18 protein-coding genes are annotated in these 18,880 nt (G+C 70.5%); 14 read left to right on the forward strand and 4 right to left on the reverse strand.

From position 1 onward, the window contains the following. From leuC to ABT08_RS02510, 6 genes are all read left to right on the forward strand, one after another. A partial coding sequence (leuC, locus tag ABT08_RS02485) for a 3-isopropylmalate dehydratase large subunit (protein ID WP_288113897.1) occupies nt 1–1,255 on the forward strand: 1,255 nt, incomplete at its 5' end. A gap of 2 nt (nt 1,256–1,257) precedes the next feature. Continuing rightward, the gene (leuD, locus tag ABT08_RS02490; protein ID WP_056519875.1) at nt 1,258–1,869 is read left to right on the forward strand and encodes a 3-isopropylmalate dehydratase small subunit; all 612 of its coding nucleotides are present in this window, start codon (nt 1,258–1,260) and stop codon (nt 1,867–1,869) included. 11 nt (nt 1,870–1,880) lie between these two features. Continuing rightward, complete coding sequence (gene murA, locus ABT08_RS02495; protein WP_045248460.1) at nt 1,881–3,245, forward strand: UDP-N-acetylglucosamine 1-carboxyvinyltransferase; 1,365 nt, start codon at nt 1,881–1,883, stop codon at nt 3,243–3,245. Between the two features lie 3 nt (nt 3,246–3,248). After that, a complete protein-coding gene (locus ABT08_RS02500; protein ID WP_288113898.1) occupies nt 3,249–4,019 on the forward strand; it encodes a lysophospholipid acyltransferase family protein in 771 nt (256 codons plus the stop codon). After that, a complete protein-coding gene (locus tag ABT08_RS02505) occupies nt 4,009–5,139 on the forward strand; it encodes an NAD(P)H-dependent glycerol-3-phosphate dehydrogenase (RefSeq protein WP_056519872.1) in 1,131 nt (376 codons plus the stop codon). The genes ABT08_RS02500 and ABT08_RS02505 overlap by 11 nt, the downstream gene beginning before the upstream one ends. After that, nucleotides 5,045–6,142, forward strand: coding sequence for a D-alanine--D-alanine ligase family protein (locus ABT08_RS02510; protein WP_288113900.1), 1,098 nt, complete (start codon nt 5,045–5,047; stop codon nt 6,140–6,142). The genes ABT08_RS02505 and ABT08_RS02510 overlap by 95 nt, the downstream gene beginning before the upstream one ends. 3 nt (nt 6,143–6,145) lie before the next feature. Here ABT08_RS02510 and ABT08_RS02515 read toward each other — a convergent pair whose 3' ends face one another. After that, complete coding sequence (locus ABT08_RS02515; protein WP_048808872.1) at nt 6,146–6,631, reverse strand: DUF3515 family protein; 486 nt, start codon at nt 6,629–6,631, stop codon at nt 6,146–6,148. Nucleotides 6,632–6,691: 60 nt separating this feature from the next. Between ABT08_RS02515 and thiL the strand changes: the two genes are divergently transcribed. Further along, nucleotides 6,692–7,684, forward strand: coding sequence for a thiamine-phosphate kinase (gene thiL / locus ABT08_RS02520; protein WP_288113902.1), 993 nt, complete (start codon nt 6,692–6,694; stop codon nt 7,682–7,684). On the opposite strand, the gene ABT08_RS02525 is transcribed toward thiL, so the two are convergent. Then, a complete protein-coding gene (locus ABT08_RS02525) occupies nt 7,681–8,262 on the reverse strand; it encodes an RsmD family RNA methyltransferase (protein ID WP_056206948.1) in 582 nt (193 codons plus the stop codon). The two genes, thiL and ABT08_RS02525, sit on opposite strands and share 4 nt — an antisense overlap. Before the next feature lie 50 nt (nt 8,263–8,312). On the opposite strand from ABT08_RS02525, the gene ABT08_RS02530 reads away from it, so the two are divergent. The 6 genes from ABT08_RS02530 (at nt 8,313) to mutM (ending at nt 13,436) form a co-directional block, all read left to right on the forward strand. Further along, nucleotides 8,313–10,463, forward strand: a complete 2,151-nt coding sequence (locus ABT08_RS02530; RefSeq protein ID WP_056206946.1) for an ATP-dependent DNA helicase RecG — start codon at nt 8,313–8,315, stop codon at nt 10,461–10,463. A gap of 42 nt (nt 10,464–10,505) precedes the next feature. Next, a complete protein-coding gene (coaD, locus tag ABT08_RS02535; RefSeq protein ID WP_045248452.1) occupies nt 10,506–11,003 on the forward strand; it encodes a pantetheine-phosphate adenylyltransferase in 498 nt (165 codons plus the stop codon). Between the two features lie 104 nt (nt 11,004–11,107). Then, nucleotides 11,108–11,605: a YceD family protein gene (locus ABT08_RS02540; protein ID WP_045248562.1), complete on the forward strand. Its 498-nt coding sequence runs from the start codon at nt 11,108–11,110 to the stop codon at nt 11,603–11,605. Nucleotides 11,606–11,622: 17 nt separating this feature from the next. Next, nucleotides 11,623–11,832 (forward strand): 50S ribosomal protein L32, encoded by a 210-nt coding sequence (gene rpmF / locus ABT08_RS02545; RefSeq protein WP_045248451.1) that lies wholly within the window; start codon nt 11,623–11,625, stop codon nt 11,830–11,832. Nucleotides 11,833–11,842: 10 nt separating this feature from the next. Continuing rightward, nucleotides 11,843–12,535 (forward strand): ribonuclease III, encoded by a 693-nt coding sequence (gene rnc, locus ABT08_RS02550; RefSeq protein ID WP_045248450.1) that lies wholly within the window; start codon nt 11,843–11,845, stop codon nt 12,533–12,535. Continuing rightward, entirely contained in the window at nt 12,528–13,436 is a 909-nt protein-coding gene (mutM, locus tag ABT08_RS02555; protein ID WP_288113909.1) for a bifunctional DNA-formamidopyrimidine glycosylase/DNA-(apurinic or apyrimidinic site) lyase, read from the forward strand. Before rnc ends, mutM begins: the two co-directional genes overlap by 8 nt. Before the next feature lie 12 nt (nt 13,437–13,448). Here mutM and ABT08_RS02560 read toward each other — a convergent pair whose 3' ends face one another. Next, nucleotides 13,449–14,525, reverse strand: coding sequence for a GNAT family N-acetyltransferase (locus ABT08_RS02560; protein ID WP_137877364.1), 1,077 nt, complete (start codon nt 14,523–14,525; stop codon nt 13,449–13,451). Between the two features lie 62 nt (nt 14,526–14,587). Then, entirely contained in the window at nt 14,588–14,848 is a 261-nt protein-coding gene (locus tag ABT08_RS02565; protein WP_288113912.1) for a hypothetical protein, read from the reverse strand. 487 nt (nt 14,849–15,335) lie between these two features. Here ABT08_RS02565 and smc point away from each other — a divergent pair, with 487 nt between their 5' ends. After that, nucleotides 15,336–18,875, forward strand: coding sequence for a chromosome segregation protein SMC (gene smc, locus ABT08_RS02570; RefSeq protein ID WP_288113913.1), 3,540 nt, complete (start codon nt 15,336–15,338; stop codon nt 18,873–18,875). The last annotated feature ends 5 nt before the right edge of the window (nt 18,876–18,880 follow it).

Below are 18,880 nucleotides of genomic sequence, written 5' to 3' on the forward strand. Positions count from 1 at the left end.
CCACAACACTCCGACACTCGACATCGACAAGCCGATCGCCGACCTCACGAGCCGCACCCAGATCGAGACGCTGCGTCGCAACGCGGCCGAGTTCGGGGTGCGCCTGCACTCGCTCGGCGACCGCGAGCAGGGCATCGTGCACGTCGTGGGTCCCCAGCTCGGTCTCACGATGCCCGGTATCACGGTCGTGTGCGGCGACAGCCACACGTCCACCCATGGCGCGTTCGGGGCCATGGCGTTCGGCATCGGCACGAGCGAGGTCGAGCACGTGCTCGCGACCCAGACGCTGCCGCTGAAGCCCTTCAAGACGATGGCGATCACCGTTGAGGGCGAGCTGAAGCCCGGGGTGACCGCGAAGGACATCATCCTGGCTGTCATCGCCAAGATCGGCACGAACGGCGGCCAGGGCTACGTGCTGGAGTTCCGCGGCTCGGCGATCCGGTCCCTCTCGATGGAGGGCCGCATGACGATGTGCAACATGTCGATCGAAGCGGGGGCGCGCGCCGGTATGGTCGCCCCCGACGACACGACCTTCGCCTACCTCGAGGGCCGTGCGCACGCGCCGCGAGGCGCGGACTGGGACGACGCCGTCGCCTACTGGCGCACGCTGCCGAGCGACGAGGGTGCGGTCTACGACGCGGAGGTCTACCTGGATGCCGCGGCCCTCGAGCCGTTCGTCACGTGGGGCACGAACCCGGGCCAGGGTGTGTCGCTCGGCGACGTCGTGCCGACGCCGTCCGATTTCTCGGACCCGAACGAGCGGGCCGCCGCCGAGCGTGCGCTCGAGTACATGGACCTCGCGGCCGGCACCCCGCTGAAGGATGTCGCGGTCGACGCCGTGTTCATGGGCTCGTGCACCAACAGCCGTATCGAGGACCTGCGCGCGTTCGCGGATGTCGTGCGCGGTCGCACGAAGGCGCCGGGCGTGCGCGTCATGGTGGTTCCCGGTTCCGCCCGGGTGCGCCTGGAGGCTGAGGCCGAGGGACTCGACAAGGTGTTCACCGACTTCGGCGCCGAATGGCGGTTCGCGGGATGCTCGATGTGCCTGGGAATGAACCCCGACCAGCTCGCGCCGGGGGAGCGCTGCGCGTCGACGTCGAACCGCAATTTCGAGGGACGTCAGGGCAAGGGCGGGCGGACGCATCTGGTGTCGCCCCTCGTGGCCGCCGCCACCGCTGTGCGAGGCACCCTCTCGAGCCCCGCGGATCTCGAACCGCTCGTCGCCGTGGCGACCGGCGCCCGACAGGAGGCCTGACCGTGGAGAAGTTCACCGCCCACACCGGCGTCGCCGTCCCGCTGCATCGATCGGCCGTCGACACCGACCAGATCATCCCGGCCGTCTACCTCAAGCGGGTGACCAAGACGGGATTCGAGGACGCGCTGTTCGCCAACTGGCGCCAGGATCCGGAGTTCATCCTCAACCAGCCCGCCTACGCGGGCGCGTCGGTGCTCGTCGCCGGTCCCGACTTCGGCACCGGCTCGAGTCGTGAACACGCTGTCTGGGCGCTGCGCGACTACGGATTCCGTGTGGTGCTGAGCCCCCGGTTCGCCGACATCTTCCGCGGCAACGCCGGGAAGCAGGGCCTGGTGGCCGGGGTCATCTCCGAGGCCGACCTCGAGTCGATCTGGGCGGTTCTCGATGCCGACCCCGGTGCGCAGCTCACCGTCGACCTCGAGACCCGAACCGCCGTCATCGGCGACCTTCGTGTCGGTTTCGACATCGACGATTACACTAGGTGGCGGCTTCTGGAGGGTCTCGACGACATCGGACTCACCCTTCGAAACGAAGATCGCATCGCCGCCTACGAGGCGCGACGCGAGTCCTGGAAGCCCCGGACGCTCCCCGTTCCGGACGCTCCCACGAAGTGAGGCCGCACCGTATGACTCTCCTAGGCGACGCATCCATCGCAGGCGGACGCAAAGAGGAGGAGGGCGAGATCATCTCGATCCGGGGCGGCCGTCCGCTCTCCGGTCGCGTTGAGGTGAAGGGCGCCAAGAACCTCGTCACCAAGGCGATGGTGGCGTCTCTTCTCGGTGAGAGCCCGAGCATCCTGCGCGACGTGCCCGAGATCAGCGACGTCGCCGTCGTGCGCTCTCTTCTCGAGGTGCATGGCGTGCGCGTCGAAGACGGTGTCGAGCCGGGCTCGCTCGTGCTCGATCCCCGTGACGTCGAGTCTGCGCACTTCGAGGAGATCGACGCCCACGCCGGCGCGTCGCGTATCCCGATCCTGTTCTGCGGCCCCCTGCTGCACCGCCTGGGGCAGGCGTTCATCCCCGATCTCGGCGGATGCCGCATCGGCGACCGGCCGATCGACTTCCACCTCGACGCGCTGCGCAAGTTCGGCGCGGTGGTCGAGAAGCTGCCGAGCGGCATCCGACTCTCGGCGCCGCAGGGCCTGCGCGGTGCCAGCATCCACCTGCCCTACCCGAGCGTCGGCGCCACGGAGCAGGTACTGCTGACGGCAGTGCGCGCGAAGGGCGTCACGGAGCTGCGCAACGCTGCGATCGAGCCCGAGATCATGGACCTGATCGCCGTGCTGCAGAAGATGGGCGCGATCATCTCCTACGAGCCCAACCGGGTCATCTTCATCGAGGGCGTCGATCGGCTCAAGGGCTACGACCACCGCGCGATCTTCGATCGCAACGAGGCCGCGAGCTGGGCCAGCGCGGCGATCGCGACCGACGGCGAGATCTTCGTCGCCGGTGCACGCCAGCAGGAGATGCTGACCTTCCTCAACGTGCTGCGGAAGGTCGGCGCCGATTTCGACGTGCAGGAGGACGGGATCCTCTTCCGGCGAGACGGCGAGCTCCGGCCCGTTGTCGTCGAGACCGATGTGCACCCCGGCTTCATGACCGACTGGCAGCAGCCCCTGATCGTCGCACTCACCCAGGCGTCGGGCCGCTCGGTCGTGCACGAGACGGTGTACGAGAACCGCTTCGGCTTCACTCAGGCGCTCGTGAAGATGGGCGCCGACATCGTCGTGCACCCCCACGGACTGCAGGAGGGCGTGCGTCGCGTGGCGCGCCGCGCGCTCGAGCAGGCCGCCGTCATCACCGGTCCGACCGCATTGCGAGGTGCCGACATCACCGTCCCTGATCTGCGAGGCGGGTACAGCCATGTGATCGCGGCGCTGACCGCCGAAGGGGAGTCGATCGTGCGCAACGTCGGGATCATCCGGCGTGGATACCCCGACTTCTTCGCCAAGCTGCGCGCACTCGGCGCCGACTTCGACGTCATCGGCTGAGCCGTGTCGACCACGTCGCGCAAGAGACGCGCATCGCCCGAGAAGTCGCGGCCCAGCGTCTGGTGGCTGCTCGCCGCGATCATCGTGCCCATCGTCGGCCTCATCGCGCGCATCGAGATCGAGGGCGAGGAGAACCTTCCGGAGGAGGGCTCCTACGTCGTCGCGCCGAACCACATGAGCGAGATCGATCCCTTGATCGTCGCAGTCGCCGTGTGGCGCATCGGACGCGCCCCGCGCTTCCTCGCCAAGGAGAGTCTGTTCCGCGTGCCGGTTCTCGGCTGGGCGTTGCGTGTCACCGGCATGGTGCCCGTCGCACGTGAGTCGACGGCCGCCGCGGCGAGTTCGACGGTGGCCTCCGCACGACGCCTCGTTGCTTCAGGTCACGGCGTGATCGTGTACCCCGAGGGAACCCTCACCCGCGACCCCGACTTGTGGCCGATGCGGGGCAAGACCGGGGCCGCGCGCCTCGCGCTCGCGGGGGACATCCCCCTGATCCCGGTCGCGCACTGGGGCTCGCAGCGCATCCTCCCTCGATACGGGAAGCTCTCGCTCTGGCCGCCGAGAAAGCGCGTGCGCATCGTGTTCGGACCGGCACTGGACCTCTCCGCTCATGTCGGTCACGGCAAGGAGCAGAGCACGCTTGTAGCGGTGACGGCCGCGGTGATGCAGGGAATCACCTCGCTGGAGGAGACGCTGCGCAGTGAGAAGGCTCCGGCCGAGCGCTGGAACCCCTCCGCGCACGGCCAGAAGGAGACGGGTCGCCTTGACTCGTAGAGGCGAGCCCGAGCTCCCTCGCGTCGCCGTCATCGGCGCCGGCAGCTGGGGGACCACGTTCGGCAAGATTCTGGCCGACGGCGGGGCACAGGTCGGCATGTGGGCTCGTCGGCGCGAACTTGCCGATGAGATCACGAGGGCCAAGCGCAACAGTCAGTACCTGCCCGGCATCAATCTGCCGCGCACGATGTGGGCGTCCGATGACCTCCATGCGGTTCTCGACGGTGCCGAGCTCGTGTTCCTCTCGGTTCCCAGCCAGGCCCTCCGCCACAACCTCAAGGGTCTGCGACCCATCCTCTCCCGCACCGACCAGCCGGTGATCTCGCTGATGAAGGGTGTCGAGAAGCGCACGAATCTGCGCATGAGCGAGGTCATCGAGCAGGAGCTGCGCTGCGATCCCGACCGAATCGCCGTCGCATCGGGCCCCAATCTCGCGCTCGAGATCGCCCGTGAGCAGCCGACCGCGGCGGTCATCTCCTCGACGAGTCAGGAGACGGCGGAGCTCGTGGCCCGCCGCGCGCGCAATCACTACTTCCGCACATTCGTGAACACCGATGTGATCGGCACCGAGTTCGGTGGTGTGCTCAAGAACCTCATCGCCGTCGCGATCGGCATCGTCGACGGCGTCGGCTACGGCGAGAACACCAAGGCGTCGATCATCACGCGAGGTCTCGTCGAGATGACCGACTTCGCCGTCGCCATGGGCGCGCGCGCCGAGACACTGCAGGGGCTCGCCGGACTCGGCGATCTGATAGCCACATGCCAGTCGCCCCTGAGTCGCAACAACACGGCGGGGCGCCTGCTGGGGCAGGGCTACAGCTTCCAGGATGTCGTCAAGCAGATGCAGCAGACCGCGGAGGGCCTCGCCTCGGTGACGCCCGTGCTCACCCTCGCACGCGAGCACGACGTGCAGATGCCGATCGTGGAGCAGGTCAAGATGGTGCTCGACGGCGACCTCGATCCCCGTCAGATCGCTCCGCACCTGACCACCGACGACGACACCCCCCAAGGGGAGAGGACGCAGAATGGACAAGCCGGTCGTAGTGGTTCTGTTTGGGGGAAGATCCAGCGAGCACTCGATCAGCTCCGCAACAGCGGGGGGAGTGCTGGGAGCGATTGATCGCGACCGGTTCGCGGTGATCCCTGTCGGCATCACCCGCACGGGTGCGTTCGTGCTCGAGGACGACGATCCCGGCAAATTCGCGCTCGATCCCGCGCACCTGCCCGAGGTGGTCGACAACGGCACCCGCATTCTGTGGCCCGAGCCCGCGGGACGCCGGTCGCTGCGGGTGCGTCGCGCGGACGGCGAGATCGCGGACCTCGGCGAGGTGGATGTGATCCTGCCGATCCTTCACGGCGCGCACGGTGAGGACGGCACGATCCAGGGCTTCTTCGACACGCTCGAGATCCCCTACGCGGGCGGCGGCGTGCTCGACTCCGCGGTCTGCATGGACAAGCACTTCATGAAGGTGGCGCTCGCGGCAGCCGGGGTGCCGGTATCCCCGGGAATCACCGTGCGCGAGTCGGAGTGGCGCGCCGACCCGGGCGTGGTCGCCACACGGCTGACCGAGGCATCCTTTCCGTGGTTCGTGAAGCCCGCTCGAGCCGGCTCGAGCGTCGGTGTGTCCAAGGTGCACGGGCTCGACGAGCTCGACGCCGCTCTGCGGGTCGCGTTCGCCGAAGACGACAAGGTGCTCGTCGAGCAGGGCATCGTCGGGCGCGAGGTCGAGGTGGGGGTGCTCGAAGGGCGAGCGGATGTCGCCCCTCGCGCGTCGCTCGTCGGGGAGATCGTGCTGCGCGACCGCGAGTTCTACGACTTCGAGGGGAAGTATCTCGGCGGCGACGGCGTCGACGTGGTGTGCCCGGCTGATCTCACGGCCGGGGAGGTGTCCTCGCTGCAGGAGATGGCGCTGCGCGCGTTCGCCGCGGTCGACGGGCGTGGTCTCGCCCGGGTCGACTTCTTCTTGACCGACCATGGCCCGGTGGTCAACGAGCTCAACACGATGCCCGGATTCACACCGATCTCGATGTTCCCGAAGTGCTGGATCGCGTCGGGCCTGAGCTACGCGGACCTGATCTCGGAGCTCGTCGACACCGCTCTGGAGCGGGTCGTCCGCGCCTGAGTCTCAGGGGGTCGGCGCCGCGGTCGCTCCGCCGTGAGCGGTGCACTCGGATGTCACCGTCGTGTACGCCGAGATGAGCGGGCCGAGCGCAGTGAGGGCGTCGATGCTCGACACTCCGCCCGTGGGGTCGGTGTCGATGTAGAGCTGCACCGCGGGCACCCGCCCGAAGGTCGTGACGAGTGTGCGCGGTGCGTCGGTGTCATCGACGAGCCAGTCGACGCCGTCGACCGTGCGGCAGGGCATCGTTGTCGCGCCGGGCGGGGTCACACCGCACGTGAAGAGCACAGCAGCGGGGTCCCCCCATGCTGCGGTGGCCTGCGCGGTGGTCCACCGGCGCTCCTTGCCGACGAGGTCGGATGGCAGACGCACCGAGATGTCGGCGCAGGCTGACGCGCCGGAGTTCGGAGCGGGCTGCAGCGCGACGGTGCTGGCGCAGCCGGTGAGCACGAGGCATCCGGCCGCCGTCGCGGCGAGGAGGGCGCGCGACATCCGACTCATCCGTCCAGGCTAGCGACTCGCACCTGTCCCGCCGCCGAGTAGCGTGGGGGGATGCCGCAGCACGACGCCGATCCGACGGTCGCCGCCCTGTCGGAGGGCGAGGTGCTCGCAGCGATCCTCGCGGAGGTGGGCGCGTCGCGCGCGGAGGTCGGCCCCGGCGACGATGCCGCCGTGATCGCGGCTCCCTCGGGTCGGATGGTCGCCACTGTCGACACGCTGGTGCACGGACCCGACTTCCGGCTCGCATGGACGAGCGGGTTCGACCTGGGCTGGAAGGCGGCGGCCGTCAATCTCGCGGATGTCGCGGCGATGGGAGCGACCCCGACGGCCCTGCTCGTGGCGCTCGCGATGCCCGACCACACTCGCCTGTCGTTCGTGACCGACGTGGCCCGGGGGTTGCGTGCGGCGTGTGATGCGCTGGCGCCCGGCTGCTCGGTGGAGGGCGGGGATCTGACCGTCTCCGACACGCTGACCGTGGCGGTGACCGCTCTCGGCATACCGGTGACGACGCCGGTGACCCGCGCCGGGGCGAGGGTCGGCGACGTCGTGGCGATCGCCGGGGAGCTCGGCCGTGCGGCGGCGGGGCTCGACATCCTGTTCACTCGGTTCCGTGACGACGCCGGGCAGCCGGTTCCGGTGATGGGCGCGCGCCTCTCGCCCGAGGATCACGAGCTCGTCGTCGCGCAGCTGCGCCCCTCGCCGCCCATCGGGGCGGGGGTGATCGCCGCGCGCGCCGGAGCCACGGCGATGATGGACGTCTCCGACGGGCTCGCCCTCGATGCATCGCGACTGGCCCGCGCCTCCGGCGTCACTATCGATCTGGATGCCGCGGCCCTCGGCCCGGACAGAGAGCGCGCGCTCGGCGGCGGCGAGGACCACGCGCTGCTGGCGACGTATCCCGCGGGCGCTGCGGTGCCGGCTCCGTTCCGTCCCATCGGAGTCGTGCGACCGGCCGGTGATATCGCCCTTCGGCTCGACGGCGAGCCCGTCACCCGGCCTCCCGGCTGGGATCCGTACCGCGACTGGGATTCCGCGCGGGGCTAGGCGGTGCCCGGTTCGTCGCCGTCGTCGGGTTCGATCCACCACAGGGTCGTGTCGCCGTAGCGCCGATCGCGGAACACGCGCAGGCCCGGCGGCAGGAGGGGCTCGGGGGAGCGGGCGTCCCGCTCGACGACGACGACGGCGTGCGTCGCAAGGTGCGGGATCAGCAGCGTCAGCACCCGGGTGATCTCCTGCTCGTCGACCGCGTAGGGCGGGTCGATCAGGGCGAGGTCGATGTCGTCCGAGAACCCGCGCAGGAACGCCTCGACGGCAGCGCGGTGCACGCGCACGGTCGCGGCGGGCACGGCTCGGCGTACCCGCGCGGCGTTGCGCTCGGCGACCACAGCGGCCCGCGGCGCCTTCTCGACGAGATCGGCGCGGTGGGCACCGCGACTGATCGCTTCGAGGCCGAGCGCACCGGAGCCTGCGTAGAGGTCGAGCACGCGCGCGCCGCGCAGGGCATCGGCCGACTCCAGCGCGCCGAACAGCGATTCGCGCACACGGTCGCTCGTCGGCCGCGTGCCGGCGTCGGGCACCTCGAGGGTGAGGGAGCCGGCCGCTCCCGCGATGATCCGGGTCACCGTCCCACGATAGCGACGGGCCTGTCGGCGGCCCGCCCTAGACTCGCAGCATGCCGCCGCTGCGTCTCGATTCGCCGCTCGGCGATGTGCTCGACGACAAGGTCGCGAAGGCGCTGACGAAGGCCTTCGGCATGGCCCGCGTCGGTGATCTGCTGGCGCATTACCCGCGGCGCTACGCGCTGCGGGGCGAACTGACGCCCATCGCCTCGTTGACGGTCGGTGAGCAGGTGTCGATCGTCGCGGAGATCGTGTCGGTCGCCGAGAGGCGGATGCACAACCGCCGCGGCTCGCTGCTCGAGGTCGTGATCTCCGATGGCGAGGGACAGCTCTCCCTCACGTTCTTCAATCAGTCCTGGCGGATGGGTGAGCTGCGACGTGGCCGGCGGGGGATGTTCTCGGGCAAGGTGGGGGAGTTCCGCGGCGGCAAGCAGTTCGCGCACCCCGACTACCAGCTCTTCGACGATCTGGAGACCGCGGCCCAGACCGCGCAGGCGCTGGCGAGCCGTCCGATCCCGGTGTACCCGGCGACGGCCGCCGTGGCGACGTGGACGATCGCCAAGGCCGTCGAAGGGGCGCTCGACGGTCTCGGTGAGGTCGACGACCCGCTCCCCGACGACCTGCGGCGCCGTCACGCCCTGCTTCCCGCTCGCACGGCGCTCGAGCACATCCATCGGCCGTCGGTGATCGACGATGTCGCCCCCGCGCAGCAGACGCTGCGGATGCAAGAGGCCCTCGTGCTCCAAGCGGGGCTCCTTCAGCAACGAGCGGCGGTGGCGGCGTTGCACGCACGACCACGCCCTGCCGGCGAGCTGCGGGAATCCTTCGACGCCCGGCTCACCTTTGCGCTCACCGACGATCAGGCCTCGGTCGGAGAGCAGATCGCCGCAGACCTCGTCGCCGAGCGTCCGATGAACCGGCTCGTGCAGGGCGAGGTCGGGTCCGGGAAGACCCTCATCGCGCTGCGCGCGATGCTGCAGGTCGCCGAGTCCGGCGGGCAGGCGGCGCTCATCGCACCGACCGAGGTGCTCGCCGCCCAGCATCTGCGATCGATCGCCGCGATGCTCGGACCCGACCTGTCCGCGAAGCTCATCCCGACGCTGCTGACCGGTCAGATGCCGGCGGCCGACCGTCGCCGGGCGGCGCTGCGGGTGGCATCCGGTCAGTCGCTCATCGTCGTGGGCACGCACGCCCTGTTGAGCGCCACGACGACGTTCGCCGACCTCGCCCTCGTCGTCGTCGACGAGCAGCACCGGTTCGGGGTCGAGCAGCGCGACGCCCTGCGCGCGAAGGGCACCGCCCCGCATGTGCTCGTGCTCACCGCCACCCCGATCCCGCGCACCGTCGCGATGACGGTCTTCGGAGACCTCGACGTCTCAACGATCCGCACCCTGCCTCCCGGCCGCGCCGGCATCGAGAGCTTCGTCGCGCCGCTCGCCGAGAAGCCGAGCTGGTTCGGCCGGGTGTGGGATCGCGCTGCCGAGGAGGTCGCGGCCGGCCGCCAGGTGTTCGTCGTGTGTGCCGCGATCGACGTGGACGTCGACGAACCGGGCGACGCGCCGTCGGCGACGGATGCCGCAGCCTCCCGACCGACCTGGGGAGTCGCCCAGGTGGCGACCCTCCTGTCGCAGCTCCCGCGATTCGCTCAGGTGCGCATCGAGATCTTGCACGGGCGCATGCCGAGCGACGAGAAGGATGCCGTCATGCGCCGCGTCGCCGCGGGCGAGGTCGACCTGCTCATCGCGACGACGGTGATCGAGGTCGGGGTCGACGTGCCGAACGCGTCGACGATGATCGTGCTCGATGCCGACCGTTTCGGCGTCTCGCAGCTGCACCAGCTGCGAGGCCGGGTAGGTCGCGGTTCGGTGCCGGGGCTGTGCCTCCTCGTGACGGAGGCGGCTGTCGGCAGCCCGGCGCGCGAGCGGGTGGAGGCGGTGGCCGCCACCCTCGACGGCTTCGTCCTCGCCGAGGTCGACCTCGAGCTGCGGGGCGAGGGAGATGTGCTCGGCGCAGCGCAGTCCGGCGCGCGCAGCTCGCTGCGCCTGCTGCGGGTCGTCGCCGACGCCGATCTGATCGCGGAGGCGCGGGACGAGGCATCCGTACTGCTGGCGGACGATCCGCAGCTGACGGCGCACCCTGGTCTGCGGGATGCGATCGAGCGGCGGCTCGACGACGACACGCGCGCGGCCCTCGGCAAGAACTGACTCGGGGCCGGCTCGCGTGACGCGCCCGACTAGGCTGGCCGCGTGAGCAATCGGATCGCCGTCGTTCCCGGATCGTTCGATCCGCCCACCCTCGGTCACCTCGACGTCATCCGTCGGGCCGCCGCGCTGTACGACGAGATCCACGTGCTGGTGGTCCACAACCCCGGCAAAGAGGCAATGCTGCCCATCGCTCAGCGTCTGAGCCTCCTCGAGCAGTCGATCGCCGAGGCCGAGGTGCCGGGCAAGATCACCGTCGCGTCGTGGAGTGTCGGGCTCCTCGTCGACTACGCCACCGACGTGGGCGCGGGAGTGCTCGTCAAGGGCATCCGTTCCCAGGTGGATGTCGCCTACGAGACGCCCATGGCGATCGTGAACCGTCACCTCGCCGGTATCGAAACCGTCTTCCTCCTCCCCGACCCCTCCCATGCGCTCGTGTCGAGTTCTCTGGTGCGTCAGGTCGCGGGGCTCGGCGGCGATGTCTCGCCGTACGTTCCGGCCCCGGTGGCGCGGTTCCTCGACACCGGCGCGCGCGGCATCTGACCGGCCCCGCGCGTTCCCTGCCGGGCTAGGATTCCGGGGTGAGGAACTCCCGGCCCGGCCCCTTCAGCCTGAACGTCCGCGACATCGTGCGCCGTCCCGGCGAGATGCGCGAGCACTCGATCGACGTGCCGCTCGCCGAGAAGTGGGGCGAGGGTCTCGTGGCCGTCCCGTCGGGTTCGGCCGTCGAGCTCGATGTGCGGCTGGAGTCGGTGCACGAGGGGATTCTCGCCACCGGCGACGTGCACGCCGACTACGAAGGCATCTGCGGCAGATGCCTCACCGAGATCGCCGCGCCCGTCGATGTCGAGTTCCAGGAGCTTTTCGCGTATCCTGGAGAGGAAGCGAACGACTTCGAGGTTCAAGACGACCACGTGGATCTTGAAACTGTGGTCAGGGATGCCATCGTCCTCTCGCTTCCGTTCCAGCCGGTGTGCCGGCCAGAGTGCCCCGGTCTCGACCCCGAGACCGGCGAGCTTCTGGACGAGCAGAGCGGCGCGACATCCGGTGAGGCCCTCGATCCACGCTGGGCGGCACTGGAGAAGTTCGCAGCGGAACAGAACGATGAGTCCGGCGAGTCCGGGCGGACACCCCAGAACTCCTAGAACGAAAAGGAAGACCCATGGCAGGTAACCCTCCGAAGCGCAAGGTCTCGCGCTCGAACACCCGCTCGCGCCGCGCGCAGTGGAAGGCCGAAGCGCCCGCGCTGGTCAAGACCATCGAGAACGGCAAGGTTGTCTACAGCCGCCCCCACCAGGCGAAGGTCGTCACCGACTCGCAGGGCACCGAGCTGTTCCTCGAGTACAAGGGCCGCAAGGTCGCAGACATCTGAGACCCGCTCGGTGAGCGACGTCTCCGCGGACACCTCCGCACTCCTCCGCAAGCTCGGGGTCGACATCGACCCCGAGCTTGCGGCATTGGCCCTGACGCATCGGTCGTACGCGTACGAGCACGGGCAGATCCCGCACAACGAGCGCCTCGAGTTCCTCGGCGACTCGGTGCTGGGGCAGGCCGTGACAGTGAAGCTCTATCGCGAGAATCCCGATCTCGACGAAGGGGCGCTCGCCAAGCGACGCGCGAGCGTCGTCTCCACGGTTGCCCTGGCCGAGACCGCGAGGCGGGTCGGCATCGGCGAATATGTGCGCCTCGGCCGAGGCGAAGAGCTCACCGGCGGGCGGGACAAGGACTCCATCCTCGCGGACACGACGGAGGCGCTCATCGGCGCCACCTATCTCTCGGCGGGAGCCGACGCGGCGACCGGCCTCGTGCTGCGGCTCATCGAGCCGCTCCTGGCCGACCCCGACCGCTACGGCGCGGCGATCGACCCGAAGACGAGCCTGCAAGAGCTCGCCGCACGGCTCGGTCGCCCGGCACCGACCTACTCGGTGGCCTCCGACGGACCCGACCATGCGCGGGTGTTCACCGCGCGTGTCGCCGTCGGTGACGTCGCCGGCAGCGGGTCGGGCACGAGCAAGAAGCACGCGGAGATGGCCGCCGCCCTCGCCGCGTGGAACACGCTGTCCGGGCGTGCCTGAGCTTCCCGAGGTCGAGGTCGTGCGCGCGGGTCTCGCGCCCGCCGTCACCGGTGCCCGCGTTGTCAGCGTCACGGTGCTCGACGACCGTGCCCTGACGCGCCACCGGGGCGCGGCATCCGATTTCGAGAGCGCCCTCACCGGTCGTGTGCTCACCGGTGCGGTGCGCCGAGGCAAGTTCCTCTGGCTGCCGATCGAGACGGATGCCGCAGCCCGGGCGGTCGTCGGTCATCTTGGTATGAGCGGCCAGCTGCTGCTGCGCGCGCCCGGCGCGCCGGCGGAGCGTCACGAACGCGTGCGCATCGAGCTCGCCCACCCGCGGCACGGAGAGCTCGCGGTGGTGTTCGCCGACCAGCGCACATTCGGGTCGCTCGCGATCGACGATCTCGTGCCGACGATCGACGGCGCCGCGGGCGGATTCGGCTCGGACGTGGCGCTGGTACCGGTGCAGGCCGCGCACATCGCGCGCGATCCGCTCGACCCCGCGTTCGACGAGGCGTTGTTCCGGCGTCGGGTGGGGGCATCCGTGTCGGCCGTGAAGCGCGTACTGCTCGATCAGACGACCGTCAGCGGGATCGGCAACATCTACGCCGACGAGTCGCTGTGGGCGGCGCGCGTGCACCCGGAGACTCCGGCCCGGGCGCTCGCTACGCGCACCGTCACCCGCCTTCTCGACGAGGTGCGTGTGGTGCTCGAGCGTGCTCTCGCCGAGGGCGGCACGAGCTTCGACGCGCAGTACGTGAACGTCAACGGGCAGGCCGGCTACTTCGCCCACTCGCTGCGGGCCTATGGCCGCACCGGCCAGCCGTGCCCGCGCTGCGGCACGCCGATTCTGCGGGTGAGCTTCACCAACCGGTCGAGCCACTTCTGCCCGCGGTGCCAGCGGCGCCGCAGCGCACGCTGACACCGCGTCGGGTCACTCCAGGTCTCGCCGCCACGCGCCGATGTAGGCGGCCGGCGTGAATCCGAGGGTCTCGTTGATCGAGAGCATCGGCCGGTTCTCCTCCGCGTTGAAGGTGAGGAGCCGGGGCGAGTCGGGCACGAGCTCCCGCCAGCGTCGCAGTCCTGCGCACTTCACGAGCATGCCGAGCCGATGTCCCCGGTGCTCCGAGAGCACGAGCGTGTCCATCTGGGAGGAGGCGAGCGTCGGATCGGTGCGGCTGGCGAGCTCGTTGAAGGCGCAGAGTCGTCCGGATGCGACATGGCGGGCGGCCGTCACGAGCACGCGCTCCCCGCTGTCGAGGTAGCGCTGCTCCATACGGCGCACGCGGTCCGCGTCCCACACCTCCTCGTCGACCTCCATGTCACCGACGGGCGTGTCCGTCGACATGCGCGACTTCATCCAGGCGTAGTCGAGCGTGAACTCCTCGGGCGTCGGATACTCCCACTGCACGACCTCGTAGCCGACAGCGAACTCGGCCGCCGCCTCGCCCGCGGCGACCACCACGGAGGCGTCGGCGTGCAGGTCGAACACGCTCTTGCGTTCGACCTGGCCGAGCACATAGCCGCGGCCCTCGAGGAAACGAGCGGTGTGATCACGGGGGATGCGGCCGAACCCGGTGGGTGACGCGAGGTGTTCGCCGGATGCCGCGGGGTGCTCGGCGAACGTCTGCATCACCGTGCGGCCCAGTTCGCGCGCGGTGCGTTCGGCGAGGTCGAACCCCGCCGTTCCGATGCCGCGCCCCCAGACCTCCCGCAGAAGCTCGACCAGCAGGTAGGCGGATCGGGCACCGGGGGTGTGGAAGGCGTCGACCGTCACTCGACCGATGGGAGCGCCCTCGTCGCGCACGAGCCAGACAAGGCGGGTGCGATCGGGGTCGTCCTGGTAGTGGGGGAGAAGCTCGGCAGGCGTCTGGTCCTCGTCGGCATTGCCGGAGATCTCGAGGTAGATGCGGTTGCGCACCTCGACCATGTCGATGAAGTCGGTGGCGTCCGCGTCGTCGATGCGCGCGGGGATCGTGAGCGGGACGAAGCTCACGGGAGGGGTGTCCATGGGGGATTCCTTCTGCAGGGGTGAGAGGTCGGGGGTCCGCAGAGGTCCCCCGACCGGTGCCGTCAGCGACGGATGTCAAGGAGCGCGGCGCGCTCCCACTCCGCCTCGCGGCGGCGGCGAGCGGACTCGACATCGTCGCGGAGGCGGTGCGATTCGCGATCGGCGGTGAGACGCGACATCCGCTGACCCCAGAGGATCAGCCGGAGGCCGAGATGCATCGCCCAGCGATCGAGCAGGCCGGTATGGGGCGGGTGGGACCGCTCGATCTCGGCGTGGTGCGTGGCAGCGGGGCGCTGCGGCGCGGGGGTGAGCAGGGTGTTCATGGGGGTTCCTTCGAGGGGAGACTCGTCGACCGGACGGTCGACGGCGTGCGCGCCGCAGCGCGGACGAGGGGATGCCGCGGACGAAACCGTCGTAGGCGGCGAGGCGGACCCGGAGGTCGAGAGGCGCCCGGTGGGCGCGGCCGTCGGTGACGGCGGGAGGGCGGCGGACGGCGCGGAGCGTCGACCTGACCTACGCGGTGCGCAGTCCGGTGCCGGCGAGTCCCATGACAGCGGGGACGGTTGCCGACACGGCGCGAGTGCGCGGGAATCCGGTGGTGTGGATGGTGATCATGGCAACCTCCTCTCGATGTCGTGGTGCGGTTGAGCACGCTATCGGCTGACGTACAGACGAGTCAAGCGCCCGGGCGTGTCGCGGCGCGTCGCGCCCCCGCGGTGAGCTGGGGCATCCGCTCGCGTGGGGTGCCTGATCGGCGGCGCCGCTCCGGTACCGTGGGGGTTTACCCGAACGAGCCCGGAGGATGAACGGATGCACCTGAAGAGCCTGACGCTCAAAGGGTTCAAGTCGTTCGCCCAGCCGACGACCTTCGCGTTCGAACCGGGAGTGACGGCCATCGTCGGTCCGAACGGCTCGGGCAAGTCGAACGTCGTCGACGCGCTCGCCTGGGTGATGGGGGAGCAGGGTGCGAAGACCCTGCGCGGCGCGAAGATGGAAGACGTCATCTTCGCGGGCACATCGACGCGTGGACCCCTCGGCCGCGCAGAGGTCACACTGACCATCGACAACTCCGACGGCGCACTGCCGATCGAATACGCCGAGGTGACGATCAGTCGCACGCTGTTCCGCAACGGCACCAGCGAGTACGCGATCAACGGCGAAGGATGCCGCCTCCTCGACGTGCAGGAGCTGCTCAGCGACTCCGGGCTCGGCCGGGAGATGCACGTGATCGTCGGACAGGGGCGTCTGGACACGGTGCTGCAGGCCACGCCGGAGGATCGCCGCGGTTTCATCGAGGAGGCCGCGGGCATTCTGAAGCACCGCCGCCGCAAGGAGAAGACGCTGCGCAAGCTCGAGGCGATGGAAGCGAACCTGCTTCGCCTGTCCGACCTCGCCGGCGAGGTGCGTCGCCAGCTCAAGCCGCTCGGCCGGCAGGCCGAGATCGCGCGTGAAGCCGCCACGATCGCCGCCGTGGTGCGCGACGCGAAGGCACGGCTCTACGCTGACGAGCTCGTTCGGCTGCGGGCCGAGCTCACCCTCGCGACGCAGAACGAACAGACCCGACACGCCGAACGGATCGCTCTGCAGGACCAGGTCGAGACCCTGCGGCTGCGGGTGCAGGCGCTCGAGGCGCAGCAGCGCTCCGAGCTGGTCGACGACGCCCGACGCACCGCGTTCGGGCTCGAACAGGTGCAGGAGCGCCTTCGCGCGCTCTACGCCCTCGCGGGCCAGCGTCTCGCCCTGCTGAGCGAGGACGACGAGGCCGGCGCCGCGGTCGCCACCGTCACGCAGGGAATGATCGACGAGGCCCGCGAGGAGGTCGACCGCATCGCGGGCGGTCGGGGTGACGCCGAGGATGCTGCGGCCGCCGCGGCGCGCACCGTGATCCGGGCCCGCGCCGAGCTCGACGCCCTCGACGCGGACATCGCGGCGCAGAGCGCACTCGTGTCCGAGCACGACATGCGCCTCACCGCGCTGCGCGGGTCGGCGGAGGCCGCCGAGTCTGCGCTCGCGGCCGTGCAAGCCGCGGTCGACCGTCAGCAGCGCGCACTCGACGCGGCCGTGCAGCGCCGGGAGGAGGCCGCCGCCGTTCTCGCCGGCCTCGATCCCGATCTTGCGCCGGAGCGATCCGCGGGCGAGTTCGCGACGGCGTACGAGCAGTCGCAGCGCCGTGCGAACGAGCTCGAGTCGGATGTCGCGGGCATCCGCGAACGCCTGCACGCCGCCGAGCGCGAAGCAGAGGCGCTGACGGCCGAGGCCGCCGCGCTCGCCCGCGCGCTCGACGTGCGAAACGGGGCCGCCGCGCTCGTCGCCGAGGGTGGGGCCGGGGTGCGGGGGCTCGTCTCCGACGCCGTGAAGGTCACGGCCGGATACGAGGCGGCGATCGCGGCCGCTCTGGGCGCGGTGGCAGAGGGCGTGCTGGTCGACTCCGCGGAGACCGGCTTCGTCGCGGCGGACGCGGTCCGCCGCAACGACGACGGCGTTGTCGACATCGTCTTCGCCGCGCCGTACACCGATGTCGATGAGCCGGTCATCCCGGATGCCGTCGCGGCCGTCTCCGTCGTGAATGCCCCGGACGGCATACAACGGCTGCTCGCCCAGGTGGTCGTGGTCGACGACCTGGAGAGCGCGCACCGTGTCGCGCGATCGCACCCGTCGATCGTCTGCGTCACACGGGCCGGGGAGCACGTGACGTCCCAGACGATCCGCGCGGGCTCCGGGGCCGGCCGTTCGCGCCTCGAGCTCGCCGCGCAGCGGGATGCCGCGGCATCCCGAGTGTCAGAGATCACCGTCGTCGCCGACTCGCTGCGCGAGGCTCTGGCCGAGCGCACTGCCGAGCTCGCCGAGATGCGCCACGCGGCACGGCGAGCGCTCGACGACCTGCGCGCGAATGACGCCGCCGTCGCCGCACACGCCGAGCAGGTCAACCGGGCGACCGTGCGACACGAGTCGGCCAGTGCGGAGTGCGACCGACTGACGACCACCCTCGGGCAGGCGCAGAGCGCCGTCGACGAAGCGGTCGATGCGGCCAAGGTGTCCCGTGACCGCCTCGACACGGCGCTCGAGGCGCCGCGGCCCATCCTCGACGCGTCCGCGCGCGACGGACTGCTCGCGACGCTCGACGGTGCGCGAGAGTCGGAGATGCAGACGCGTCTGGAGGTCGAGACGCTCAAGGAGCGTGTGCGCGCGCAGGAGGCGCGGGTCGACGCCCTCGAACGACAGCGGGAGCGCGAACGCGCCGCAGCGGAGGAATCCGCCCGGCGCACGGTGCTCCGGCGGGCGCAGCGTCAGATCGCCGCGGACGTCGCCGGTCGCCTTCCCGCCGTGCTCGACTCGGTCGATCGTTCGGTCAGTGAGGCGCGTGTCGCCCTCGCTGCCGCCGAGGCGGCGCGTACACAGGTGACCGCCGAGCTCGCCGAGCTGCGACGGCAGGAGGGGACGGCCCGGGAACGGCTGGCCGCCACGACCGAGAGCGTGCACAGCATCGAGCTGCAGATGCACGAGAAGCGTCTGCACGTCACGAGCCTGCTCGAACGCGTCGCGAGTGAGCTCGCCCTCGAGGAGGACATTCTCGTCGCGGAATACGGGCCGGAGGTCGCGATCCCGCCGGACCCCGTGCTGGTCGACTCCGAGTCGGCAGACGAGTCCGTGTCCGACGAGGATCCGGCTCCGGTGCCCTTCGACCGCGCCACGCAGCGCAAGCGGCTCGCGGAGGCCGAGCGCAAGCTCGCCCAGCTCGGCCGTGTGAATCCGCTCGCGCTCGAGGAGTTCGCCGCACTCGAGCAGCGACACGTCTTCCTCACCGAGCAGCTCGCCGACCTGACCCAGACCCGCGCCGACCTGGTCACGATCATCGGCGAGCTCGACGAGCGCATGCAGACGATCTTCCTCGCCGCGTTCGAGGACACCCGCGAAGCCTTCACCGAGGTGTTCCCGATGCTGTTCCCCGGCGGCACGGGCAGCATCTCGCTCACCCACCCCGAGGAGCCCCTCATCACGGGAATCGAGGTCTCGGTGCGGCCGGTCGGCAAGAAGGTGGAGCGGCTCTCGCTGCTCTCGGGGGGAGAGCGCTCCCTCGCGGCGGTCGCGCTGCTCGTCGCGATCTTCACCGCACGGCCCAGCCCCTTCTACATCCTCGACGAGGTCGAGGCGGCCCTCGACGACGCGAACCTCGGTCGCCTGCTCTCGGTGTTCGAGCGCCTGCGCGCCTCGAGTCAGCTCATCGTCATCACGCACCAGAAGCGGACGATGGAGATCGCGGACGCCCTGTACGGCGTCTCGATGCGGCAGGACGGCGTGTCGGCGGTCGTCGGGCAGCGCGTGCGGGAGGCGGCCACGGCGGCGCCGTAGGCTGG

Source organism: Microbacterium sp. SCN 71-21, assembly GCF_001725695.1.
Taxonomy (GTDB): domain Bacteria; phylum Actinomycetota; class Actinomycetes; order Actinomycetales; family Microbacteriaceae; genus Microbacterium; species Microbacterium ginsengisoli.